The sequence below is a fragment of the Sphingomonas sp. PP-F2F-G114-C0414 genome (genome assembly GCF_003688595.1).
GTDB lineage: Bacteria > Pseudomonadota > Alphaproteobacteria > Sphingomonadales > Sphingomonadaceae > Sphingomonas.
In genome coordinates, this window is record NZ_RCWT01000012.1 from 421,500 (window position 1) to 445,723 (window position 24,224).

The window sequence follows — 24,224 nt, forward strand, 5'->3', positions numbered from 1 at the left end:
GAGTTGACCGCCACGTCAACCATGCAGCATAGGTTACCCTGTGGGGGCGGATCAAACCATCGATTGGCGAAACGCCGCCGCGAGCGCGCTCGATTGGTGGCACGAGGCTGGCGTCGACACGCTGGTCGACGACGTCCCGCGCGACTGGTTCGCGGCACCCGAACCGCTTGTCGCGCCCTCCGCTGCGCCTGCTGCACCGGTCGTCGCACCGTCCGCGATGCCGACTTTGCTGGCTGATTTCCTCACCTGGCGGAGCGGCGCGGAGGTTCCCGAGGCGGACTGGAGCGGGGTTTCGCTCGCTGCCGTAGGTCCGGCTGACGCTACGGTCATGGTGCTTGTCGATTGCCCGGACCGGGACGATGGCGATGCCGGTGCGTTGCTGAGTGGCGCGTCGGGACGGTTGCTCGACAAGATGCTCGCGGCGATCGGACTTACGCGCGACGAAGTGCACCTCGCGGCGGTGTGCGCAAAGCGGCCGACCGCGGGACGGATCCAGAGCGAGGTCGAGGCGCGGCTGTCGGAAATCGCCAAGCATCACATCGGGTTGGTTGCGCCCCAGCGGTTGCTGTTGCTGGGCAATGCGGCGAGCCGTGCGATCCTCGGGACGGAATTACAGGCGGCGCGCGGGCGTTTGCACGGATTTAACCATAAGACCGGACAAACGGGGTCCGGTTCGGCGTCTGGCGAAGCTTCCAGCGAGACCGGTGTGGTCGCGAGCTTTCATCCGCGGTTTCTGATCGAGAAGCCCGCGGCCAAGGCCGAGGCCTGGAAGGATTTGCAGATGTTGATGCGCGGACTGACGTCGCAAGAGGGTGTGAGATGATTCGGATCCGATCGGTTTCCTGGGCGGCGATCGCCCTGGGCCTCAGCGCCCTCCCCCTCCCGGCCTTGGCGGCGACCGCCGCGGGCGAGCCTGCCGGCGATGCGCGGCTCGGGACGACCAAGCTGGTCGGTGCGCCGACGCTGGAGCAGATCCCCGACCAGCTCGATGCCAGCCAGCGCGAGGCCTACAAAACGGTGTTCGCGGCGATCCGCGACGGCAAGTGGACCGACGCGCAGATCGGGCTCGACACGATGAAGCCCGGCCCGCTGCACGCGATCGCGCGCGCCGAGATGTATACGGCGAAGGGGTCGCCGCGCGTCGAGATGGAGCCGCTGGTCGCGCTGCTCAACGAAGCGCCCGAACTGCCCGAAGCCGCGCAGATCTCGCGTCTTGCGACGACGCGCGGCGCGGTCGGTTTGCCGCCCCTGCCCGTAGCGCAGCGCTTGATCTGGCAGGACGGCGCGCCGCGTCGCGTCCGTGCGAAAAGCCTGCAGGGCGACATGATCGCCGCCGATCTCGCGATGAAGATGCAGCCCTACGTCAAGGCGGACATGGGTCGCGAGGCGCAGTCGCTGCTGGAAAGCACGCCAGGGCTTACTCCGGAAGCGCTGACCGAATGGCAGCAGAAGATCGCGTGGATCTATTTCCTCCAGGGCGACGACGTGAACGCGCGCGTGATGGCGGCGAAGGCACAGGACGGCGTCGGCGACTGGGCCGTCCAGGGTCGCTGGGTCGGCGCGCTGTCGGCGTGGCGGCAGAATGACTGCGCGAATGCCGAGACCGGGTTCGAGGGTGTCGCGGCACGCGCCGGCGACGTCGATCTGCGCGCGGCCGCGCTATACTGGGCGTCGCGCGCGGACATGGTCTGCTCGCGCCCCGACAAGATCGAGGGTCGGCTGAAGGCGGCGGCGCAGTTCGGCGAGAGCTTCTACGGCCAGCTCGCACGTCAGCAGCTTGCGATGAGGGACAAGGGCACGTCGGTCGGTGGGCTGGTCGCGAGCGACTGGAAAATCGTCGGCAACCGCCCGAACGTCCGCGTCGCCGCCGCTTTGGTCGAGGTCGGCGAGACCGATCTGGCCGATACCGTGATCCGCCAGCAGGCCAAGATCGGCGACCCGCGCGAGTTCGGCAATCTGGTGCGCGTGGCGGAAGCGCTGAGCCTGCCCGCGACGACCGTGTGGCTTGCGCACAATTGCCCGCAGGGGATCACGTCGACCGCCGAGGCGCGCTATCCGACGCCGAACTGGACGCCCGATAGCGGCTGGCACATCGACAAGGCGCTGGTCTACGCACACACGCTCGAGGAATCGCGGTTCCGCAACACCGTGAAGAGCCCGGCCGGCGCGTACGGCCTGATGCAGATCATGCCCGCAGCCGCGACCGATTTCGCGCGCGAGCGTGGCACCTCGATCGACGTGAAGGCGCTGACCAAGCCGAGCACCAACATGGACGTCGGCCAGCGTCATCTCGAACGGCTGCGTGACATGGCGGGCGTCACCGGCGGGCTGCTGCCCAAGGTGATCGCGGCGTATAACGCAGGCCCGCGCCCGGTCGGCGACTGGAACGCGATCGTCCACGATAACGGCGATCCGCTGCTGTATATCGAGAGCATTCCGTATTGGGAAACGCGCGGCTACGTGACCACCGTGCTGCGCAATTACTGGATGTACGAGGCGCAGGGCGGCAAGAAGGCATCGAGCAGCCGCAACGCGCTCGCGCAGGGCATGTGGCCGCGCTTCCCCGGGCTGCCGGGCGCGACCGCGGTGCGGATGGCCGCCAGACCCTATACGCAATACCGCGCCAGCACCGCGCCCTTGAACGCCACCGTTGCCGTCAATGCCAGTGTCGGGCCGCAATCCACCACTGTCACGCGCGCGGACTGAGTTTCATGCCGATCGATGAAAGCCGGATTTTCCTGCCGGTTCGGATCGCCGTGCTGACGGTGTCGGACACGCGTGGGCTTGCCGAGGATCGCTCGGGTGACACTTTGGTCGCGCGGCTGACCGAGGCGGGCCACGTCCTCGCCGACCGCCGGATCGAGAAGGACGACGTCGAGACGATCGTCTCGCGCCTGCATGCGTGGATCGGCGATCCGGAGATCGACTGCATCATCACCACCGGCGGCACCGGCGTGACCGGGCGCGATGTGACTCCCGAAGCGGTCGAACAGGTCGCCGAAAAGATGATCCCCGGCTTCGGCGAACTCTTCCGCATGCTCAGCTACCAGACGATCGGCACGTCGACCGTCCAGTCGCGCGCGTGCGCCTGCGTGTCGCACGGCACGTACATATTCGCGCTGCCCGGCTCGACCGGCGCGGTGAAGGACGGCTGGGACGGCATCCTCCGCGACCAGCTCGACAGCCGCCACCGGCCCTGCAACTTCGTCGAGCTGATGCCGCGGCTGCTGGAGCGGTAAACGCACCAACCTTCCGCATCGCGCGCCAGATCATGGTGTTGCGTTCGGTGCGTGATGCTAGCGGCCCTGGAAGACATTCGACAAATTATGACGATTTGTTAGTGTGTTGAACGTAGCGTGTCGCTGTACTAACAAACTGGCACACGCGGTGCATTGGTGGTCATGCAATCCGATCGGGTTGCAACACCAACGATCCGAAGGACGCCCTTATGTCATCGTTCATCCTCAAGAGCCTCATCGTCGCCACCGCGCTCGTCTCCGCCGCACCGGTTCTCGCTGCCGGTGGATCGCAACCGACGACCGAACTGAAATACGACGCGAAGACGCAGAAATACTGCGTGACCGATCCGGCCGTCACCGGCAGCCATCTTCAGCGCAAGACGTGCAAGACCGCGACGCAGTGGAGCGCCGACGGGCTCGACATGCCGAAGGCGGCGATCGGCGACACGAGAACGGTTGCGACGATCGTTGAGAAGTAACGCGCAACGGGCGCTCGGGGCGACATGGCCAGCATGTCGCCCCGTGGTTCAGCCTCGAACCGCGTTATCTGCGCAAGGCCCGGCCGGCAACGATGGCGAGCTTCGCGACCAGAGCCGGATCGCGCGCCTCGCCGGCGGTGATGATCGCGCTGTCCAAGCAGGTGTCGATCGGCGATGCCGGACGCTCTGCGGGTAACGCGCGGAGGAGCGCCATCACCATCGCGCGGGCCTTGGCCGCATTCGCGCCGAGTTGCGCGATCACCTGCGCAACGTCGACGCCAGCCTCATCTTCCCGCCAGCAATCGTAATCCGTCACCATTCCGACCAGCGCGTACGGAAGCTCCGCCTCCCGCGCGAGCTTCGCCTCGGGCATCGCGGTCATGCCGATGACGTCGCAGCCCCATTGGCGGTACAGCCGGCTTTCCGCGCGGGTTGAAAATTGCGGGCCTTCCATCGCGAGATAGGTGCCGCGGTCGTCGACCTGCGCGCCGGCTCCGCGCGCGGCGTTGGCGGCATAGCGTGACAGGCGCGGGCAGACCGGATCCGCCATCGAGACATGCGCGACGAGGCCCGTCCCGAAGAAGCTCGACGGCCGCCCTTTGGTACGATCGATGAACTGGTCGACGACGGTGAAGCTGCCGGGCGGCCGCGCTTCGACCAGAGAGCCGACCGACGACACGGCCAGAACGTCGGTCACGCCGAGCCGCTTGAGCGCATCGATGTTCGCGCGGGCGTTGAGCTCCGAGGGAGAGATGCGGTGGCCTCGGCCATGCCGTGGCAAAAACGCGACGCCGGCATGCCCGACGCGGCCGGTGTAGATCGCGTCCGATGGCTCGCCCCACGGCGTTTCGACCGTCTGCCAGCGGCCATCCTCGATCCCGTCGACCGCGTACAGCCCCGACCCGCCGATGATGCCGATCGTCCAGCCGCTCATTCGGCGAGCGCCCTCGGCCGCGCATAGACGAAGTAGATCACGAGGCCGAGCAGGTTCCACAGCCCGAAATAGAGCTGCGTCTTCGAGGGGAGGCTGAAGAAGAGGTACAGGCAGCCAAGGATGCCGATCGTCCCGACCAGCGTCGCGGCGGGCGCGCGGAACGTCCGGATCGCATCGGGCGCACGGCGGCGCATCACCAGCATGCACGCGCAGACCGCGACGAACGCGGCGAGCGTGCCCGCGTTGGCGAGCGCGGCGATCTCGGCGAGCGGCAACAGGCCTGCGATCACCGCGACGATCGCCGCGGTGATCCAGGTGATGCGGACGGGGGCACCTCGCTTCGAGACCTTGGCGAGGCTCAACGGCAGCAACCCGTCTCGCGCCATCGTGAAGAAGATGCGGCTCTGGCCGAACAGGAACGCGAGCAGCACCGTCGGCAACGCGATCACGGCCGACGCGCCGAGGAAGGTCGCAAACCCGGGGCGGCCGATCTCGCGCAGGATCAGCGCGAGTGGCTCGGCGCTGCCGGCGAACTTGGTGTAGGGCAGCCCGCCGACCGCGGCGACCGCGACGAGGATGTAGATCGCGATGCACGCGACCATCGACCCGACGATCCCGATCGCAAGATCGCGGCCTGGGTTCTTGGTTTCCTCCGCCGCGGTGGAGATCGCGTCGAACCCGTAGAACGCGAAGAAGATGATCGCTGCCGCCGCCATGACGCCGCGCTCGGCGCCATCGGGGGCGACCGCTTTGGGGAAACCGTAGGGCATGAACGGGTGGAGGTTGGCGCTGTTGAAATAGTGCAGCGCGATGAACACGAACACGGCGAGCGCGATCATCTTCACGCCGACCAGCACTGCGTTCAGCGTCGCACTCTCGCGCGTGCCGAACGACAGCACGCCGGCGACGACCGCGATGATGAAGATCGCGGGGACGTTGAGGATGCCGCCGAGCTCGGGGCTGAGCGTCAGCGCTTCGGGGAAGCCGAACGCACCGCGCAACAATGGCGCGGCATAGCCCGACCAACCGACCGCGACGGTCGACACCACGAGCGAATATTCGAGGATGAGGCTCCAGCCGATCACCCACGCGATCAGCTCGCCGAGCACGACGTAACTATAGGTGTATGCGCTGCCCGAGGCGGGGATCATCGTCGCCATCTCGGCGTAGGCGAGCGCCGCGCAGGCACAGATCCCGCCGGCTATGACGAACGACAGGATCACGGCAGGCCCGGCGAGCCCTGCCCCCACGCCGATCAGAGTTAGGATGCCGGTGCCGACGATCCCACCGACCCCCATCGCCACGAGGTGCGGCCACGACAAGGTCCGTGCGAGCTGATGCTCGGGAGGCTGCTCGGTGACGATTTTTCGGCGAAACAGGCTGGCCACGGATATCCCCTTTTGTTGCGCGGGGAGTGGCACAGGACGGGACCAGCGGGCAAGGCCAGCGGCCATCCACTTACCCGAGCGCCAATATCCTCCCCGGCGGAGGCCGGGGTCCAGTTGGCGAGGTCATCGTGACGATGCGCAGCGCTATGTCAGCAGCGTTTCCCAATTGGGCCCCTGCCTTCGCCGGGGTGGTAGAAGGGGAGCCGAAATCGAACGGCAGTCCGCTCGTCTTTGTTCTCCCGCCAAGGCGGGAGCCCAGACTGGGTCTCCGCCTTCGCGGGGACACAAACTAGCTAACGCTGGGCCTCAAACGGTGAAGCTTTCCCCGCACCCGCAAGCACCCTTGGCGTTCGGGTTCTGGAACACGAACCCGGCGGTGAAGTCGTCCTCGACCCAGTCCATCGTCGACCCGATCAGATACAGGATCGATCCGCCATCGACGAACAAGGTCCCCCCCGGCGTATCGATCCGCTCGTCGAAGGGCTTGGCCTCAGTCACGTAATCCACCGAATAGGCCAGCCCCGAACACCCACGCTTAGGTGTCGACAACTTCACCCCGATCGCTTCCGCCGGCGCGCGCGCCATCAGGTCGGCGATCCGCGCGTGTGCCGTCGCCGTGAGGTTCAGCGCCGCCGGCCGTGCTCGCAATGTCGTCGCCATGATCGTCCTTCCTTCCCCCCTCCCGTAAGCGGGAGGGGCCGGGGGTGGGCTCCCGGCCAGCCACTCATCACCGTCGTTCGCAAGGTGAGCGCGTGCCCACCCCCTGCCCCCTCCCGCCTGCGGGAGGGGAAGCAGAAGTCAGAGCATGCCCAGTTCGAGCTTCGCCTCGTCCGACATCTTCTGCGGATCCCAAGGCGGATCCCAGACCAGGTTCACTTCCGCGAACCCGACCCCCGGCACCGACCCGACGCGCATCTCGACCTCCGCCGGCATCGACTCCGCGACAGGACAGTTCGGCGTCGTCAGCGTCATCGCCACCACCGCATGCCCGTCCTCGGTCACCTCGACGCCGTAGATCAGCCCGAGATCGTAGATGTTCACCGGGATCTCGGGATCATAGATCTCCTTCAGCGCATCGATGATCGCATCGTACACCGCGCCACCGGGCTCGCCGGGCGAATCCACCTGCGGCTTCTGCGCCAGGAAACCCGCGAGATAATCACGCTTGCGCTCCGCGTCGGAGTCCGTCTCCATCACGACGCGCGCCTTGGGCGGCGACTGGACCGCATCCACTTCCTCGATCTCGAACCGATCGCTCATTTGAAGATCCTCGTTACTCGCTCGATACCGCGCACTAGCGCCTCGACGTCCGCCGGCCCGTTATACACGCCAAAGCTCGCGCGTGCGGTCGCCTCGACGCCCAGCGCCTCCATCAACGGCTGCGCGCAGTGATGGCCGGCACGGATCGCGACGCGCTCCTCGTCCAATATGGTGCCGATGTCGTGCGGATGAACCCCCAGAATCGTGAAGCTCACGATCCCCGCCGAGTCCGCCTGGCCATAGAGGCGCACCGAATTGATCCCCGACAGCGCCTCACGCGTCGCGGTCACCAGCGCGGTCTCGTGCGCGTGGATCGCGTCGAGCCCGATGCTCTCGACATACTCGATCGCCGCATGCAGCCCGAGCGCACCGACGATATGCGGCGTCCCCGCCTCGAACCGTCCGGGTGGCGGCGCGTAGGTGGTCTTCGCGAACGACACCTTGTCAATCATCGACCCGCCACCCTGGTAAGGCGGCATCGCGTCGAGCAGTTCCGGCTTGGCCCAGAGCACGCCGATCCCGGTCGGCCCGTACAGTTTGTGCCCCGAGAACACGTAGAAATCGCAGCCGATCGCCTTAACGTCGACCGTGATCCGCGGCACCGACTGGCACCCGTCGAGCAGGATCTTCGCACCAACCGAATGCGCGATCTCGGTCGCGCGCTTGGCGTCGAGCACCGAGCCGAGCACGTTCGAGACATGCCCGAGCGCGACCAGCTTGTGCGCGGGCGTGATCATCCGCTCCATCGCGTCGAGATCGATACGGTGGTCGGGCGTCAACGGCAACACGTCGATCGCGACGCCGCGCGCTTCCGCGATCATCTGCCACGGCACGATGTTCGAGTGATGCTCGAGCATCGAGAGCAGGATGCGGTCGCCCGCCTTCAACTGCGTTCCGGCCCAGCACTGCGCGACAAGGTTGATGCCTTCGGTGGCACCGCGGACGAAAACGACCTCGTCGGGCGAACCCGCGCCGATGAACCGCGCGACCGCCTTCCGTGCCGCCTCATAGGCGACGGTCATGTCCGCCGAACGCTGGTACACGCCGCGATGCACCGTCGCGTAGGTCTCGCCATACGCGCGCGTGATTGCATCGACCACGACCTGCGGCTTCTGCGCGGTGGCAGCGGTATCGAGATACGCCCAGCCCTCTGGAATCGCCGGGAAGTCCGACAGGCGGTCGAGCGCATCCTCCCCGGCACGGGGAGGGGGACCGCGACGCGCAGCGGCGGGGTGGAGGGGGGCTTCCACAGGCGTTACGCCCAGTGGAGAGCCCCCTCCACCAGCTGCGCTGGTCCCCCTCCCCGTACCGGGGAGGATTTGCGTCACATCATTCACAACGCCCGCTCCAGCCACGCATCCGCATCAGCCACGAAAGCCTCGCGCACCGTCTCGTCCGCGATCTGCACGAACGCATCGCCGACGAACGCACGCGTGAGCAGCGCCTGCGCCTTGGCATGCGGAATACCGCGGCTCTGCATGTAGAACAGCGCGCGCTGATCGAGTTCGCCCACCGTCGCGCCATGCGCGCACTTCACGTCGTCCGCGAAGATCTCCAGCTCGGGCTTCAAATTCACCGTCGCGGTGCGCTGCAACAGCAACCCGCGCAGCGACTGCACCCCGTCGGTCTTCTGCGCATCGCGCGCCACCTCGACCCGCGCCGCAAGGCTCGCCGTCGACTTGTCCGCCGCGACCGCACGCCAAATCTGCTTGCTCTGCCCGTTCAGCGCCGCATGCCGCACCGACACCGCACACTCCTGCCGCTGGTCGTTCCGCGTCAGCAACGCGCCGCCATATTCGGCAAACGCGTCGTCGCCCGTCACCGTGATCGACCCATCGATCCGCGTCCCGGCATCGCCCGCGCCCAACACAGTGACGATCAGGCTCGCCTCGGCACCGATCTCGACCTCGTCGCGCAACGACACGAAGCCACCGGCCTGAAGCAACCGCACCGCGCGCGTCAACTTAGCGCCCTTGCCGAGCATCATCCGCGTCGACCGGTTCGACCAGCCAGCCCCGACATACGTCTCGATCACGGAAGCGCTCGCGCCGGCGACGAGAACGATCTCCGCTGAAAGCTGGTTGTCGCCACCCGTGGCGATGTGTACGATCTGAATCAGCTCGGCTGTGGCATCCGCGTCGACGCGCAAGGACCAGCCCAGGCCGGTCGTCCGACGCCCAAGGGTATGCGATCCGCCGTCGATCGGGACGATCGTGACGTGCCGCAGATCGCTGCGGTCCTCGTCGAGCACGCCATCGACGAACACCGCCCGCGCACCCGGCAAATCGAGAAACCACTCGCCCGCATCCAGCGCAACGCCGCGAGGCAGTTCGGCCGCAGCCGCGATCGCCGCCGGATCACCCCAGCGCCAGGATTCCTCGCGCGTCGAAGGTAGTCCGATCCTGAAATCCTCCCCGGCACGGGGAGGGGGACCGCGACGCGTAGCGGTGGGGTGGAGGGGGGCTTCCACAGACGCTACGTCCAGCGGAGAACCCCCTCCACCAGCTTCGCTGGTCCCCCTCCCCGTACCGGGGAGGATTTGCGACAGGCTACTCACGCGGCAATCCCCACATAGCCTTCGCTCTCGAGCTGCTTGGCGAGGTCCTTGCCGCCCGAGCGGACGATCTTGCCGTCCGCCAGCACGTGGACGAAGTCCGGCTCCACGTAATCCAGCAGCCGCTGATAATGCGTGATCAGCAGCACCGCCTTGTCTGGCGCGCGCATGATGCGGTTGATGCCGTCGCCGACGACGCGCAGCGCATCGATGTCGAGCCCCGAATCGGTCTCGTCGAGGATCGCGAACTTCGGGTTGACGATGCCCATCTGAACCATCTCGTTGCGCTTCTTCTCGCCGCCCGAAAAGCCGACGTTCACCGGCCGCTTGAGCATGTCGTAGTCCATGCCGAGCAGATCCGCCTGACCGCGCGCTAGCTTCAGGAACTCGCCGCCCGACAACGGCTTCTCGTCGCGCGTCGCGCGCTGGGCGTTGAGAGCCTCGCGGAGGAACTGGACGTTCGACACGCCGGGGATCTCGACCGGATACTGAAAGCCGAGGAACACGCCCGCCGCGGCGCGCTCATGCGCCTCCAGCTCGAGCAGGTCGACGCCGTCGAACGTCACCGAGCCCGCGCTGACCTCGTAGCCGGGCCGCCCGCCGAGCACATAGCCCAGCGTAGACTTGCCCGCCCCGTTCGGCCCCATGATCGCGTGCACCTCGCCCGCGTTTACGGTCAGGGACAAGCCCTTGAGGATTTCCTTGCCGTCGATCTCGGCGTGGAGATTTTCAATTTTTAGCATTTTTGGCCCTTGCAGTCACAATACGGACCAGCGCTTGATCGCGAACGGCTCCGACTGTCAGATCGTAAGATTTTTGCTCAACTTCCCTTGCCCCGTCTTTCGACAGCGAAGGACTTTTCTCATTCAAACTTTTGCGTAGCGCCGTTCGAAAATCGGCTCGCTCAGTAAGGCATGCGGCGAGCGCGGCATTGACGGTCGTTTCGGCACTTTCGTGTGCAGGGGAAAACTGTTCAGTCTTGGAAAATACGCAGAGACTGAGTTTGTCTGAAGCATCACCGACCAAGGCTAACGGGTCCGCCGCTAACGACAAAGCAAGCAAAAAACTGCTCACCCCACCGACCCCTCAAGGCTGATCCCCAGCAGCTTCTGCGCTTCCACCGCGAACTCCATCGGCAGCTGCTGCAGCACTTCTCGCGCGAAGCCGTTGACGATCAGCGCCACCGCCGCCTCCTGGTCCAGCCCGCGCGACATCGCGTAGAACAGCTGGTCCTCGGAGATCTTCGACGTCGTCGCCTCGTGCTCGATCTGCGCGGACGGGTTGCGGACCTCGATATACGGCACGGTATGCGCGCCGCACTGGTCGCCCAGCAGCAGGCTGTCGCACTGGGTGAAGTTGCGCACGCCCTCCGCGGTCGGCGCGACGCGCACCAGCCCGCGGTACGTGTTGTCCGAACGCCCCGCCGAAATCCCCTTCGACACGATCGTAGAGCGCGTGTTCTTGCCGAGGTGGATCATCTTCGTGCCGGTATCGGCCTGCTGGCGATTGTTCGTCACCGCGACCGAATAGAACTCGCCGACCGAGCCATCGCCGAGCAGCACGCACGAGGGGTATTTCCACGTGATCGCGCTGCCGGTCTCGACCTGGGTCCAGCTGACCTTCGAGTTCTTGCCCTGGCACAACGCGCGCTTGGTGACGAAGTTGTAGATCCCGCCGACGCCGTTCTCGTCGCCCGGATACCAGTTCTGCACGGTCGAATATTTGATCTCGGCATCGTCGAGCACGACCAGTTCGACCACGGCGGCGTGCAACTGGTTCTCGTCGCGCATCGGCGCGGTGCAGCCTTCGAGATACGAGACGTACGAACCCTTGTCCGCCACGATCAGCGTGCGCTCGAACTGCCCGGTATTCTCGGCGTTGATCCGGAAATACGTCGACAGCTCCATCGGGCAGCGCACGCCCTCCGGGATGTAGACGAACGTGCCGTCGGAGAAGACCGCCGAGTTCAGCGTCGCGAAATAGTTATCGCGCTGCGGCACGACCTTGCCGAGCCATTTCCGGACGAGCTCGGGATATTCCTTGATCGCCTCGGAGATCGAACGGAAGATCACGCCTGCGGCCTCCAGCTCCTTCCGGAACGTGGTCGCGACCGAGACGCTGTCGAACACCGCATCGACCGCGACGCGACGCTTGGGCGTGCCGTCCTCGTTCAGCGGATCCTCGACTACGCCGGCCAGCATCTTCTGCTCGCCGATCGGGATGCCGAGCTTCTCGTAGACGCGCAGGATCTCCGGATCGACCTCGTCGAGCGACCCGAGCTTGGGCTTCGCCTTGGGCTCCGCGTAATAATACGCGTCCTGGTAATCGATCGGCGGCACGTTGAGCTTCGACCAGTCGGGCGCCTCCATCGTCTGCCACAACGCGAACGCCTTCAGCCGCCAGTCGAGCATCCACTGCGGCTCGCCCTTCTTGGCGGAAATGAAGCGCACCGTGTCTTCCGACAGACCTTTGGGCGCGAATTCCTGTTCGATGTCCGAGGAGAAACCCCACTCGTACGTCTTGTTCGCGGCGGCGTATGCCTCTGCGTTCCGGGTAGCCATCATTCCATCTCCGCCGCGGCGCGGCTCTCGTAAATCTTCGCGCCTTTGCGCCTTTGCGTGAACAGAATCTTCTCACGCGAAGGCGCAATGGCGCGAAGGAAGGGATTGGGCGCTGCGCGCGTCATGCGGGCACCTGCGAAAGGGGGGCTTGCGAGAGGCTGGCGAGCGACACGCCGGCGAGCGCACCGCGGACCGCGCCGTTGACGGCGTTCCAGTGCGGCTTCACCTTGCACGTCTGCTCGACGCAGCAATCCTGCGACGCGCCATCGACGCACGACGTCAGCGCGATCGGTCCCTCGACCGCCTCGATGATGTCGGCGAGCGAGATCATCGCGGGTGGGCGCGACAGGCGGAAGCCGCCGCCGGTGCCACGCGTGCTCTCGATCAGCCCTGCGGCGGACAGCCGGCTGACCAGCTTCTGCACAGTCGGCAGCGGTACGCCGGTCTCCTCCGCGAGCAGCGTCGCATTCAACCGCGCGATACCGCCGCAATGACGCGCCGCGGCGCTCATCATCACGACCGCATAGTCGGCAAGGCTGGAAAGACGCATGTGGCTTAGGAGTCCAATCGGACCGAAATGATCCGATTGGTCAAATGGGCTTTGTGCAGTGCATCGTCAACCCGGCCAGGGGTGCTAACGACTCGCAACTGAGCCCTCCCCGTCATTCCCGCGAAGGCGGGAATCCACTTCGCCTTTCGCGCCTGCGGATGGTTGGATCCCCGCCTTCGCGGGAATGACGGAAGAAGGGTTTGGCCACCCCAGCCGATATGCCTAAGAGCGCGCATGGCCTTCTACCACCCGATCCTCTTCCGTCTCGACGCCGAGCGCGCGCATATCCTCACCATCGCCGCGCTCGCCGCATGGGGGAAGGCCGGCACGCCGCTCGCCCCCAGCGTACCGCGGCTCGCGACGACCGTGGCGGGGATCGCCTTCCCCAACCCGGTCGGCTTGGCGGCAGGCGTCGACAAGGACGGCCGCGCGATCGACGGGTTCTTCGGACTGGGCTTCGGCAGCGTCGAGATCGGTACGCTCACGCCGGTGCCGCAACCTGGCAACCCGAAGCCGCGCATCTTCCGCCTTCCCGAGGACCGCGCGATCATCAACCGGCTCGGCTTCAACAATGGCGGCCTCGATGCGGCGCTGGATCGGGTCGAGCGCGGCGCGGGTGGCGAAGGCGTGCTCGGTATCAACGTCGGCGCGAACAAGGACGCGACCGATCGCACTGCCGACTATGTCCACGGCGTGACCCGCGCCGCGCGGCACGCCAATTACGTCACGATCAACATCAGCTCCCCCAACACGCCGGGACTGCGCGATCTCCAGCACGGCGCGGCGTTGCGCGACCTGCTCGCAGCCTGCACCGCCGCCAAGGGCGACACGCCGATCTTCCTCAAGGTCGCCCCCGACCTCGAGCCCGCCGATATCGACGACATCGCCCGCGCCGCGATCGACAACCGCATCGACGCGCTGATCGTCAACAACACGACGATCTCCCGCCCCGGCCTGCAATCGACCAATGCGAAGGAAACCGGGGGCCTGTCCGGCGCGCCGCTCGTCCCGCTAGCCCGCCAACGCCTGTCGGACTTCCGCAAGGCCACCGGCGCGGCGATTCCGCTGATCTCGGTCGGCGGCGTGGACAGCGGCGCGGAGGCCTATGCCCGCCTCCGCGCCGGCGCGAGCCTCGTCCAGCTCTACACCGCGCTTGTCTACGAAGGCCCCGGCCTCCCCGCCCGCATCCTCCGCGAACTGGACGCGCTGCTGACCCGCGACGGCTTCGCCACGGTCGCCGACGCGGTAGGCGTAGACGCCTAACGATCCTCCCCCGCCAGGGGGGAGGTGGCGCCGAAGGTGACGGAGGGGGAGGACACGGAACAGCGGTATTCCCTTTCCTCCCCCTCCGTCTGGCAAGCGCCAGCCACCTCCCCCTGCCGGGGGGGATCGCAAGGGTGCGAGACGGGTTGCCTCATACCCGAACCACGCTAGGCTCGCGCTCGATGAAGACCTCCCTCCTAGCGCTCGCCCTCCTCGTCCCCGCAGCCACCGTAGAGGCACGCCAACCCGCCCTAACCAAAGACCAAGGCATGGTCAGCGCCGCAGACCCCCGCGCCGCCGCCGCCGGCGTCGAGATCCTCCGCGCCGGCGGCAGCGCCACCGACGCCGCGATCGCCACCATGCTAGCCCTCAACGTCGTCGAACCGCAAAGCTCGGGGATCGGCGGCGGCAGCTTCTGGATCTCCCACGCGGCCGGCGGCGCGCTCAGCACGATCGACGCGCGCGAGACCGCGCCCGCCGCAGCCGCCGCCCGCTGGTTCTACGCCCCCGACGGCACCCCCCTCAGCCACAGCGACGCGGTCCCCGGCGGGCGCAGCGTCGGCATCCCCGGCGCGCTCCGCGGCATGGCGCTCGCGCACCGCGCGTCGGGCAAGCTCCCCTGGGCGCAACTCTTCGCACCCGCGATCCGACTTGCAGCCAACGGTTTTCAGGCCTCACCGCGGCTCGTCAACGGCATGGCAGCGTACGGCGATCACATCACGCCCGAGACGCGGCGACTCTTCTCCGCGCCCGACGGCTCGCCGATCGCGATTGGAGCCACGATCAAGAACCCCGCCCAGGCCGCCCTCCTTCAGCGCATCGCCACCCAGGGCCCCGACAGCTTCTACGTCGGCCCCGAGGCGCAGAAGATCGTCACCGCGGTCAACACCGCCGCGCGCAATCCGTCGAAGATGACGCTCGGCGATCTCGCCAGCTACGACGCCAAGTCGCGCCCGCCGGTCTGCGTCAAATACCGCGTCTACCGAGTCTGCGGGATGGGCCCGCCCTCGTCCGGCGGCATCACCGTGCTGATGATCCTGAAGCAGCTCGAACGCTTCGACATGGGCAAGCTCGGCAAGGACAGCGCGCAGGCCTGGCACCTGTTCGCCGAATCCTCGCGCCTCGCCTATGCCGATCGCGACCTCTACGTCGGCGATCCCGATTTCGTCCGCGTGCCGGTGCAAGGCATGCTCGACACCAAGTATCTCGCGTCGCGCTCCGCACTGATCTCGCCGGCGAAGACAATGGCGAACGTCACCGCCGGCTCGCCTCCCGGAGCCCCCGCACGCACCCGCGCACCGGTCAGCGAGGTCCCCGGCACCACCGACATCGCGACGGTCGACGCCCGCGGCAACGTCGTCGAGGTGACCACCACCGTCGAGGGCTATTTCGGCTCCGGCATCACCGTCGACGGGACCGTCCTCAACAACCAGCTCACCGACTTCGACATCGTCCCCGTCAAGGACGGCGCGCTGGTCGCCAACCGCGTCGAGGGTGGCAAGCGGCCACGCAGCTCGATGTCGCCGACGATCGTCTACGGCCCCGACGGGAAGGTGCGCCTCGCGGTCGGCGCGGCCGGCGGCTCGACCATCATCGCGCAGGTGGCGAAGGCGATCATCGGCGTGGTCGACTGGAAATTGTCCGCGCAGGACTCCATCGCGCTCGGGCTGCTGTATGCGCCGGGCCACGTTGCGGCTGCGGAGAAGGGTACCGAGCGCGAGGCGATGGTCCCCGCGTTGCAAGCGCTAGGCGAGACGGTCCAGGTCGCAGCGCTAGGCCTCAAGGCAAACGCGATCGAGCGCGTAGGCGGCAAATGGGTCGGCGCAGCAGACCCCCGCAGCGAAGGTGTCTCGATCGCAGAGGACGGTACCGTGACGCAAATCCAGCGCGTTGGCGCTCTCCAGCGCGCACCCGAGTAAACCGCCCGCCCCTTCCTTGTTCTCCCGCGAAGGCGGGAGCCCAGTCTGGGTCCCCGCCTTCGCGGGGAAACAGGCTTGGAGCGTGAGAGTGCAACGGGCTATACCCCCCCAAAGATCGAGCACCCACGCCAAGGTAAGCTCGCAGAGCAGTTCAGGAGAGACAATGGCCCGCCAGCTCGAACGCTTCCCGAACCTCGTCACGATGTTCTTCGCGCGCGCCGCCGAGAAAGGCGACGCGCCGTTCCTCTGGACGAAAACAAGCGGCACGTGGGTCGCCACCAGCTGGGCCGAAGCCGCGCGCCAGGTAGCCAGCCTCGCCACCGCGCTCATCGCGATCGGCCTGAAGCGCGGCGACCGCGTCATGCTGATCGCCGAGAACCGCCCCGAATGGTGCCTCAGCGACCTCGCGATCATGGCGGCGGGGTGCATCACCGTGCCGACCTACGTCACCAACACCGAGCGCGATCACCTTCACATCATCGAGAACGCCGGCGCGTGCGCGATCATCGTCTCGACCGCCAAGCTCGCGAAAACCCTCCTCCCCGCCGTCATCCGCTCCAACCAGGCGCAGACCGTGATCGGGTTCGAGGACATGAAGGTCCCCGCCGGGATCGACTTCCACAACTGGCACGCACTGATCGCCGCGCACCAGACCGCGCCCGAAACCGCCGCCGCCCGCGCCGACTTCGCGCGCGAAGACCTCGCCTGCATCATCTACACCTCGGGCACCGGCGGCGCGCCACGCGGCGTGATGCAGCACCACGGCGCGATCCTCCACAATTGCGCCGGGTGCGCATCCGTCATCTCGGAGGATTTCGGCTGGGACGACGAGGTCTTCCTCTCGTTCCTCCCCCTCAGCCACGCCTATGAACACACCGGCGGCCAGCATTTCCCGATCTCGCTCGGCGGCCAGATCTACTACGCGGAAGGCCTCGAAAAGCTCGCCGCCAACATCGAGGAGACGCGCCCGACGATCATGTTCGTCGTCCCCCGCCTGTTCGAAGTCCTCCGCACGCGCATCTCGAAGACGATCGAGAAACAGGGCGGCGCCTCGGCCTACCTCCTGCGCCAGGCGCTCGACATCGGCGGCAAGCGCTATGCCGGTCGACTCCGCCTGATCGACCGCCCGATGCAGGCTGCCGTCGCGACGCTGTTCAAACCGAAGATCTCGAAGAAGTTCGGCGGCCGGCTGAAGGCGATGATCTCGGGCGGCGCGCCGCTCAACCCCGAAGTCGGCCTGTTCTTCGAGGCGCTCGGGCTCACCTTCCTGCAAGGCTATGGCCAGACCGAAGCCGCGCCGGTCATCTCGTGCAACCGCCCCAAGGCGGGCGTCCGCATGGACTCGGTCGGCCCCGCGCTCAACGACACCGAAGTCCGGATCGCCGAGGACGGCGAGATCCTGGTGCGCGGCGAACTCGTGATGCACGGCTATTGGCGCAACGATGCCGAGACCGCGAAGGTGTTGAAGGACGGCTGGCTCCACACCGGCGACATCGGCGAGATCGACGACCGCGGACGGATCCGGATCACCGACCGCAAGAAGGATCTGATCATCAACGACAAAGGCGAGAACGTCGCCCCGCAAAAGGTCGAGGGGATGCTCACGCTCCAGCCCGAGATCGCGCAGGCGATGATCGCCGGCGACAAGCGCCCGTACATGGTCGCGCTGATCGTGCCCGATCCCGAGTGGACGCAGGAATGGTGTGCGGGGAATGGCGACGCGTGCAGCTTTGCGCGACTGGCGGAGAATAGCGAGTTCCGGACCGCGATCGGGCATGCGGTCGAGCGGGTGAACGCGGATTTGACGGTGACGGAGCGGGTGCGGCGGTTCGTGCTCGCGGATGGGCCGTTCACCATCGAGAACGAGCAGTTGACGCCTAGCTTGAAGATCCGGCGGCATGTTTTGAAGCAGGCGTATGGGGAGCGGCTGGACGGTTTGTATTCGGGGTGAGGTTACGGGCTGTTCCGACTGGTAGCTGCTCCACCCCGGCGGAGGCCGGGGCCCAATTGGCAAGGCCACAGTAACAACGCGCGAACCGCCGTTAGCACTGTCCCCCAATTGGGCCCCGGCCTTCGCCGGGGTGGTGTTTGAGTTTGAGGATGGGTGGGGGCTTCCCCTCCTTGTTCTCCCGCGAAGGCGGGAGTCCAGTTTGGGTCCCCGCCTTCGCGGGGAAACAGTCTGTGTTGGTCGCTTAGAGCGCTTCCATGCGGCGGCGCGCTTCAGCGGCGATGGCTTTTCGATCGCCAAACTCGGCCGGATCGAACGGCCCGGCGAAGTGCAACGTCGCGACGAACGTCCCCTTGCGTTCCAGAACGCGCGCAGCGTGGTGCTGCCCGGGCTCGTCACCGACCCAGGCGAGTTCGCTCGTCGCAGCGCCGTAATCGATCCGGACCGGCTGGACTTTCACGCCGGGCGGCGGCGGGTCCAACGCGGCCAGCAACGCCGCCTTGAACGGCAGCAGAGTAACGCCGTCGCCCGTCGTCCCCTCGGGAAACAGCGTCACCGGCCAGTCCGCGGCGAGCGCATCGCGGATCTGCGCGATCTGCGCGGTCACCGCCATGCGGTCGCCGCGGCTGACGAAGATGGTGTGGTTGAGCGTGCACAGCCAGCCGACAAGCGGCGCGCTGCGGAGCTCGGACTTCGCGACGAATGCGCTGCCGGTCGCGCCCGACAGCAGCAGGATGTCGATCCAGCTCAAATGGTTGGAGACGAAGACGACGTCGTGGCGCAACGGCGCTCCGACGACGCGCACGCGCGCACCGACGATTCGGGCGACCAGTCCCAGAAACCGAGGCGGCCAGGGCGATTTGGCCCCGAACACTCGCCACGTACCGTGCAGCGCCAGCGCGATCCCCAGCGCCAGCAGCAGCGCCGCCAACCGCGCGCCAAAGCGGATTCGGCCGATCGCGTCAGTCCTTGCGGGTGAGCGCGACGCCGTAGAGTTCCATGCGGTGGTCGACCAGCCGGAAGCCGAGCTTCTCCGCGATCGCCTTCTGCAACTGCTCGAGTTCGGGATCGACGAATTCGATCACCTTGCCGCTCTCGACGTCGATCAGGTGATCGTGATGCGCTTCGGGCGCGGGCTCGTAGCGCGCACGACCGTCGCCGAAATCGTGGCGGTCGAGGATGCCGGCTTCCTCGAACAACCGGACCGTGCGGTACACCGTCGCGATCGAGATGCCTGGGTCGATCTGCGATGCGCGCTCATAGACCTTCTCGACGTCGGGATGGTCGTCCGCCTCTGACAGCACGCGCGCGATGACGCGGCGCTGCTCGGTGATGCGCAGGCCCTTCTCGTTGCAGAGTGCTTCCAGATCGATCTTGCGCGGCATGTGTCATTCCCTCGTTGAGTGCCATGTAGGGCCTCCGCGCTGTTGCGAAAAGGGATAGTGACTCGCAATAAGCCTTAGCTGTTGATATCTTTCGAATATGTATGTGCGTCATACGCGACGCCGGTCTTGCCGCGGTAGTAGGCCCGGCGTTCGCCAACCTTGGTGAAGCCGTGCGCGTCGTACATCTTGACCGCGTCGTTGCCGGCGCGGACTTCGAGATGGAGCTTGGCGATAGCGCCGACCGAGCACTCGGCGATGGCGGCGCGGATCAACGCGGTGCCGACGCCACGGCGGCGATAATCGGGCGCGACCGCGATCAGCAAGAGTTCGGCTTCGTCGGCGACCGACCGCGTCATCGTGAAACCGGCGGGGAATTCGTCGACGAACGCGATCGTGAGGTGGACGCCGGTCAGTGCGAGCACGCCGAGGCACTGACTGCGCGTCCACGCCTCGCCGTAGCGCGGGTCGAACGCCTCGATCATCAGCGCGTCGACGATTGCGAGATCGCGCGCGTCTCCGGTGCGGAGCGTGACGGTGCGCGTGGCGGCCTGGCGGGTGGCCATTATTTCGGGACCGACGGCTTGGCGTCAGGCGCGCGGCCGTAGATCGGGCTTGGCGCTAGCGTGGTCAGTTCTGATGGGAGCAGGATCGCGGAAGCAGCGTCGGGAAGTGCTTCGGTGAGGTCCAAGCCGTCGTCGAGTGCGGCGAGCCAGCGGATGCCGTTGCCGACTGCACGCAGTCCTGCCAGCGCGGCGAGCGCGGCGTCGGGCTTCAGCGATACCATGTCGGATCGCGGCGACAGATCGGCGGAGAACGCTTGCATGAAGACCTCGCCATGCCCGCCTTCCATGATCACCGCAATATCGTCGGTTAAGCGGTCCGCGAAACCGGCGGCGGCGATCAGCGGGAGCGAGGAAAAACCGGCGATTTCCGCATTCCAGCCGAGCGCGAGGCCACGCGCGGCGGCGATCCCGACGCGGACGCCGGTGAAGCTGCCGGGGCCGCAATCGACGATGATGCGGTATGCTCGGCCACCGTTGGGGAGCTCGGCGATCATCGGGATCAGGCGCTCGGCGTGGCCCCGGCCGACGACTTCGTGCGCGCGGGCGATGACGGCGCCGTGTTCGAGGAGGGCGACCGAGCAGGCGGTGGTGGATGTTTCGATGACTAACGTGCGCATTACTTCTTACCCTCTCCCCTCAGGGGAGAGGGCAGGGTGAGGGGCGCCGCGAGCGCCGTCCTCCCCAACTGGCCCCCCCCCCCCCCCCCCCCCCCCCCCCGGGGGGGGGGGGGGGGGGGGGGGGGGCGCCGCGAGCGCCGTCCTCCCCAACTGCCCCTCACCCCGACCCTCTCCCCGCAGGGGAGAGGGAGCAGATCCCGCCTCAAGCGATGCTGTTGAACTTCGCGAAGTCGGGGCGGGGCGAGCGGGCGTAGATCGTCGCGGGATCGCCGTGGCCTAGCGTCGAGATGAAATTGGTCCGCACCGCGGGCGTGTCTTGGAAGAACGCCGCATCGACCTTGCCCGCGTCGAAGCCCGACATCGGCCCGGTATCGAGCCCGAGCATCCGCGCGGCGATGATGAAATACGCGCCCTGCAACGTCGAGTTGCGGAACGCAGACGCCTCGCGCAGTTCGGCATTGCCGTCGAACCACGACTTCGCGTCTGCGTGCGGGAACAGCTCGGGCAGGTGTTCGTGGAAATTGGTGTCCATGCCGATGATCACCGACACGGGAGCGTTGAGGATCTTCGGCTGGTTCTGCGCGCTGCAGGCGTCGGCAAGTTTCTGCTTGGCCTCGTCGCTGATCACCCAGATCAGGCGCGCGGGCAACTGGTTCGCGGAGGTCGGGCCCCATTTCATCAGGTCCCAGATCGCGTGCAGCTCGGACTCTGCGACCGGCTGATCCGTGTAGCCGTTGTAGCTGCGGGCATCGCGGAAGACGGCGTCGAGGATGGTGTCGTCGAGTTTCTGACGCATCAGACGGCTCTCACTTCGGTGACTTCGGGGACGTAGTATTTCAGCAGCTGCTCGATGCCGTTCTTGAGCGTGGCGCTCGACGACGGGCAGCCGGCGCAGGCGCCCTGGAGCTGGAGGAACACCTTGCCCTTGTCGAAGCCGCGATAGACGATGTCACCGCCGTCGTTCGCCACCGCAGGTCGCACGCGCGTGTCGATCAGCTCGCGGATCTGCGCGACGATGTCGGCATCGGCGGGATCGTCCGACAGCGCCGGCTCGTCGGACGGCACCGAGAAGCCGGCGCGCGCGGGCTTGAACAGCGGCATCGCGGCGGAGAAGTGATCGAGAAGGATCGCGAGCACGTCGGGCTTGAGGTCCGACCAGGCGACCCCCGGCCCGGCGGTCACGGACACGAAATCGCGGCCGAAGAACACGCCGGTCACGTCGCCGAGGTTGAAAATCGCCTCGGCCAGCGGACTGGTCTCAGCCTCCTCGGGGGTGGCGAAGTCGCGCGTGCCGGCGTCCATGACAGTGCGTCCCGGCAGGAACTTCAACGTCGAGGGGTTCGGGGTGGATTCCGTTTCGATCAGCATGAGGGTCATGTGGCCCGGCGGGCGCGAGGGATCAAGCGCGGAACGGGAAACGGTTTCTTTCGGGCGCCGAGCACCGCTTTGTTGCCGCGCCGGGGTTCCTACGCCAGGGCTCTCGCGTCGTGGCTCCCGTGCCGGGGATCTCGCACCGGATCAGGCATCACTGTGCGGCAGATATGCGGCGGTGTTGGTATCCGACAGACTAGGCCGCGAGGGGGAGCGAGGGGTCGGACCGCTTGGGGCTGAGTTTGGCGGCCCAGCGCGCAAGGACATCCTCGTTCTCACCTATCCATGTCTTGGCCAGCCCCGTCAGCTCGGCGAGATGCTCGGGGCTGGCATCGTCCAGCCCGCCCCCATTAAGAGTGAGCGGGATATCGGCGCGATCATAATTGCCGCTGCTCGCCAGCTCTCGGGCCTGGTACGATATCGTGCTCGAGCCGGCCTGCATCAGGATCGAGAAGATCGGCACGCGGCGTAGCGGATTGACCCAGCCGAAGATCGACCAGTGGCCCGCGGATTTGTAGGGCCGATCGGAGGCCCCGGTGCTGAGCGAAAGGATTTCCAGATCGCCCAGATGCCAGCCTAGCTTGCGCGCCTCGATGATCGCCGCGATCGTCGGGTCGTTGGCGAAGACGCCGCCGTCGATCAGCAGCAGCGCGGGTTCCGCCCTGACCGAGCCGACTCCCGCGGTCGCGGGGATGGCGGCGGGGGGAAAGAAGGTCGGCGCCGCAGAGGTCGCGCGCGCCGCGACATGCAGCGGGAAGACGCGCTCGGGTTTTGCCGGGTCCACGGGGTAATCAGGACCGCCCGCCATGAAGACGGCCTTGCGCCCGATCATGTCATAGGCCGGAATGACGATGTTGGTCAGCGCGTCGCGCGTCGTCGCGGTCGTACCGATCCGCGCGGCGAGAATCTTTTCGAGCGGGCGGGCGCTGTAGGGGAAGCCCGGCAGCCGCTGCGACAGGCCGAGAATATGCGGGAATATCCGCTTGCCGTCGGTGCGGTAGAAATCGACCAGATCGCTGGCCGTGCACGCCGCCCTGGTCTTGTCCGCCTGGCTCGGCGCGGTGAGGCCGGCGGCGATGATCCCACCGGTCGAGGTGCCCGCGATCAGGTCGAAGCACTCGCACAGCGGCCGTTCGATCCGACTCTCAAGTTCGGCGAGGATCAGCGCGGGGATCAGCCCGCGTATCCCACCGCCATCGATCGTCAGCATGTATCTCGGTGTCGCGCGATCCTTGGCCACGGCCATTTCTCCCCACCAGTACGGCGTATCAGCAAACGGCCGCTCGGTTTGCAAAGACCGGTCCGGTTTGGTTCGATCGGCTATGCGTCACGTCTGTAGCTGGGAGATCAGGATAGTCGGGCTGGATCAGAGCGGCGGGCGACGCGCAGGACCATGTCTGCAATCCATTTGCCAGGATTGCGCAGCGGCCGCTCGAACCGGATCAGCAACACCACCCGCGTACCGTTCGTGTCGTTCCACACCTCGTGGCGATACGTGTCGTCGAACACCAGCGTCTCGCCTTCGGCCCAGCGAACGGTGCGGTCGTGGACTCGCATCCGCACGTCGCCGTCGCGCGGGATGATCAGGCCGAGGTGGCAGGTGATCAGGCCCTTGGTCGCGCCGCGGCGCTCGGGAATGTGCGCGCCGGGTGCGAGGGTCGAAAAGGACGCGCTGTGGAGACCGGGGATACGCGCGACCGCGACCGCCGTATGCGGGCAGCGCGCGAGCGTGTGCTCGATCGTCGCGCCGCCGGGCAATGCCCCGGCTGGCCGCGCGAGGCGGATGGCTTCTTCGCGGATCGCCGCCCAGTTGTCGCGTAACCCCGCGGTCCATGGGAAGTCGCGAACGTCGAGCACCGGATCGTTGGCGACCAGCGACGACGACGCGATCACATAGTCGAACGCGCGACTCAAATGCTCGCCGATACGGGCAACTAGCGGGCGGTCGGCTTTGCCCGCGGTCGACGCGCTGGAGATGACGTTCACATCGGGAACGCGAACGCGCCGCCGTACGCCCGACCCGCCCGAATCCCGCCACAATGAAGACTGCCCCAGTTCGGCTCCGACCGTCATCGCTACCCTGCATATCGGCACGTCCCCGCGCCGATCCCCGTGTTGGAATGCGACATACCGCAGGTGTTGGACGAAATGATGGCGCCGCGGCGGCCGACTGAGGCTGGCGCTGGCCATCTG

At 66.9% G+C, this 24,224-nt stretch carries 26 protein-coding genes; 7 read left to right on the forward strand and 19 right to left on the reverse strand.

Features of this window, described 5'->3' with window-relative positions; all coding sequences use genetic code 11:
* The first annotated feature begins 40 nt into the window (after positions 1-40).
* The 4 genes from C8J47_RS13900 to C8J47_RS13915 all read left to right on the forward strand — a co-directional run bounded on the left by C8J47_RS13900 (position 41) and on the right by C8J47_RS13915 (position 3,718).
* Positions 41-823, forward strand: a complete 783-nt coding sequence (locus C8J47_RS13900) for a uracil-DNA glycosylase (RefSeq protein ID WP_121886119.1) — start codon at positions 41-43, stop codon at positions 821-823.
* Complete coding sequence (locus tag C8J47_RS13905; RefSeq protein WP_121886120.1) at positions 820-2,706, forward strand: lytic transglycosylase domain-containing protein; 1,887 nt, start codon at positions 820-822, stop codon at positions 2,704-2,706. The genes C8J47_RS13900 and C8J47_RS13905 overlap by 4 nt, the downstream gene beginning before the upstream one ends.
* Before the next feature lie 5 nt (positions 2,707-2,711).
* Positions 2,712-3,239 (forward strand): molybdenum cofactor biosynthesis protein B, encoded by a 528-nt coding sequence (gene moaB, locus C8J47_RS13910; RefSeq protein WP_120299809.1) that lies wholly within the window; start codon positions 2,712-2,714, stop codon positions 3,237-3,239.
* A gap of 209 nt (positions 3,240-3,448) precedes the next feature.
* Positions 3,449-3,718: a hypothetical protein gene (locus C8J47_RS13915; protein ID WP_060523839.1), complete on the forward strand. Its 270-nt coding sequence runs from the start codon at positions 3,449-3,451 to the stop codon at positions 3,716-3,718.
* 64 nt (positions 3,719-3,782) lie between these two features.
* On the opposite strand, the gene mtnP is transcribed toward C8J47_RS13915, so the two are convergent.
* The 11 genes from mtnP to C8J47_RS13960 all read right to left on the reverse strand — a co-directional run bounded on the left by mtnP (position 3,783) and on the right by C8J47_RS13960 (position 12,965).
* Positions 3,783-4,652, reverse strand: a complete 870-nt coding sequence (gene mtnP / locus C8J47_RS13920; protein WP_121886121.1) for an S-methyl-5'-thioadenosine phosphorylase — start codon at positions 4,650-4,652, stop codon at positions 3,783-3,785.
* The gene (locus tag C8J47_RS13925) at positions 4,649-6,040 is read right to left on the reverse strand and encodes an amino acid permease (protein ID WP_121886122.1); all 1,392 of its coding nucleotides are present in this window, start codon (positions 6,038-6,040) and stop codon (positions 4,649-4,651) included. Before C8J47_RS13925 ends, mtnP begins: the two co-directional genes overlap by 4 nt.
* Before the next feature lie 306 nt (positions 6,041-6,346).
* On the reverse strand, positions 6,347-6,700 hold the full coding sequence (locus C8J47_RS13930) for an iron-sulfur cluster assembly accessory protein (protein WP_121886123.1): 354 nt from the start codon (positions 6,698-6,700) through the stop codon (positions 6,347-6,349).
* Between the two features lie 138 nt (positions 6,701-6,838).
* Entirely contained in the window at positions 6,839-7,300 is a 462-nt protein-coding gene (locus C8J47_RS13935; protein WP_056047148.1) for an SUF system Fe-S cluster assembly protein, read from the reverse strand.
* Positions 7,297-8,475: a cysteine desulfurase gene (locus C8J47_RS13940; protein WP_259467576.1), complete on the reverse strand. Its 1,179-nt coding sequence runs from the start codon at positions 8,473-8,475 to the stop codon at positions 7,297-7,299. The genes C8J47_RS13935 and C8J47_RS13940 overlap by 4 nt, the downstream gene beginning before the upstream one ends.
* Positions 8,476-8,633: 158 nt before the next feature.
* Positions 8,634-9,770 carry a SufD family Fe-S cluster assembly protein gene (locus C8J47_RS13945; protein WP_310886133.1) on the reverse strand — a complete coding sequence of 379 codons (1,137 nt, stop codon included), beginning with the start codon at positions 9,768-9,770 and terminating at the stop codon, positions 8,634-8,636.
* 83 nt (positions 9,771-9,853) lie between these two features.
* Entirely contained in the window at positions 9,854-10,597 is a 744-nt protein-coding gene (gene sufC, locus C8J47_RS13950; protein WP_121886125.1) for a Fe-S cluster assembly ATPase SufC, read from the reverse strand.
* Positions 10,584-10,928, reverse strand: a complete 345-nt coding sequence (locus C8J47_RS18970) for a hypothetical protein (RefSeq protein ID WP_147454337.1) — start codon at positions 10,926-10,928, stop codon at positions 10,584-10,586. The genes sufC and C8J47_RS18970 overlap by 14 nt, the downstream gene beginning before the upstream one ends.
* Positions 10,925-12,415, reverse strand: a complete 1,491-nt coding sequence (gene sufB / locus C8J47_RS13955; protein WP_060523826.1) for a Fe-S cluster assembly protein SufB — start codon at positions 12,413-12,415, stop codon at positions 10,925-10,927. Before sufB ends, C8J47_RS18970 begins: the two co-directional genes overlap by 4 nt.
* Positions 12,415-12,540, reverse strand: a complete 126-nt coding sequence (locus C8J47_RS19570) for a hypothetical protein (protein WP_259467557.1) — start codon at positions 12,538-12,540, stop codon at positions 12,415-12,417. Before C8J47_RS19570 ends, sufB begins: the two co-directional genes overlap by 1 nt.
* Positions 12,537-12,965 (reverse strand): SUF system Fe-S cluster assembly regulator, encoded by a 429-nt coding sequence (locus C8J47_RS13960; protein WP_060523825.1) that lies wholly within the window; start codon positions 12,963-12,965, stop codon positions 12,537-12,539. The genes C8J47_RS19570 and C8J47_RS13960 overlap by 4 nt, the downstream gene beginning before the upstream one ends.
* Before the next feature lie 234 nt (positions 12,966-13,199).
* Here C8J47_RS13960 and C8J47_RS13970 point away from each other — a divergent pair, with 234 nt between their 5' ends.
* From C8J47_RS13970 to C8J47_RS13980, 3 genes are all read left to right on the forward strand, one after another.
* Positions 13,200-14,228 (forward strand): quinone-dependent dihydroorotate dehydrogenase, encoded by a 1,029-nt coding sequence (locus C8J47_RS13970; protein WP_121886127.1) that lies wholly within the window; start codon positions 13,200-13,202, stop codon positions 14,226-14,228.
* Between the two features lie 182 nt (positions 14,229-14,410).
* Positions 14,411-16,147: a gamma-glutamyltransferase gene (gene ggt / locus C8J47_RS13975; protein WP_183129112.1), complete on the forward strand. Its 1,737-nt coding sequence runs from the start codon at positions 14,411-14,413 to the stop codon at positions 16,145-16,147.
* A gap of 163 nt (positions 16,148-16,310) precedes the next feature.
* Positions 16,311-18,098: a long-chain fatty acid--CoA ligase gene (locus tag C8J47_RS13980; RefSeq protein WP_121886129.1), complete on the forward strand. Its 1,788-nt coding sequence runs from the start codon at positions 16,311-16,313 to the stop codon at positions 18,096-18,098.
* Positions 18,099-18,339: 241 nt separating this feature from the next.
* On the opposite strand, the gene C8J47_RS13985 is transcribed toward C8J47_RS13980, so the two are convergent.
* The 8 genes from C8J47_RS13985 to C8J47_RS14020 form a co-directional block, all read right to left on the reverse strand.
* Positions 18,340-19,026: a 1-acyl-sn-glycerol-3-phosphate acyltransferase gene (locus C8J47_RS13985; RefSeq protein ID WP_259467558.1), complete on the reverse strand. Its 687-nt coding sequence runs from the start codon at positions 19,024-19,026 to the stop codon at positions 18,340-18,342.
* Positions 19,027-19,057: 31 nt separating this feature from the next.
* The gene (locus C8J47_RS13990; protein WP_056047123.1) at positions 19,058-19,480 is read right to left on the reverse strand and encodes a Fur family transcriptional regulator; all 423 of its coding nucleotides are present in this window, start codon (positions 19,478-19,480) and stop codon (positions 19,058-19,060) included.
* Positions 19,481-19,554: 74 nt separating this feature from the next.
* Positions 19,555-20,043 (reverse strand): GNAT family N-acetyltransferase, encoded by a 489-nt coding sequence (locus C8J47_RS13995; protein WP_121886131.1) that lies wholly within the window; start codon positions 20,041-20,043, stop codon positions 19,555-19,557.
* Positions 20,043-20,660 carry a tRNA (adenosine(37)-N6)-threonylcarbamoyltransferase complex dimerization subunit type 1 TsaB gene (tsaB, locus tag C8J47_RS14000; RefSeq protein WP_121886132.1) on the reverse strand — a complete coding sequence of 206 codons (618 nt, stop codon included), beginning with the start codon at positions 20,658-20,660 and terminating at the stop codon, positions 20,043-20,045. The genes C8J47_RS13995 and tsaB overlap by 1 nt, the downstream gene beginning before the upstream one ends.
* A gap of 202 nt (positions 20,661-20,862) precedes the next feature.
* Positions 20,863-21,456 carry a malonic semialdehyde reductase gene (locus tag C8J47_RS14005; RefSeq protein WP_121886133.1) on the reverse strand — a complete coding sequence of 198 codons (594 nt, stop codon included), beginning with the start codon at positions 21,454-21,456 and terminating at the stop codon, positions 20,863-20,865.
* A complete protein-coding gene (locus tag C8J47_RS14010) occupies positions 21,456-22,028 on the reverse strand; it encodes a NifU family protein (protein WP_056050182.1) in 573 nt (190 codons plus the stop codon). The genes C8J47_RS14005 and C8J47_RS14010 overlap by 1 nt, the downstream gene beginning before the upstream one ends.
* Before the next feature lie 199 nt (positions 22,029-22,227).
* Positions 22,228-23,241: a patatin-like phospholipase family protein gene (locus tag C8J47_RS14015; protein ID WP_183129113.1), complete on the reverse strand. Its 1,014-nt coding sequence runs from the start codon at positions 23,239-23,241 to the stop codon at positions 22,228-22,230.
* Positions 23,242-23,378: 137 nt separating this feature from the next.
* Positions 23,379-24,104 (reverse strand): aspartyl/asparaginyl beta-hydroxylase domain-containing protein, encoded by a 726-nt coding sequence (locus C8J47_RS14020; RefSeq protein WP_121886135.1) that lies wholly within the window; start codon positions 24,102-24,104, stop codon positions 23,379-23,381.
* Between the last annotated feature and the right edge of the window lie 120 nt (positions 24,105-24,224).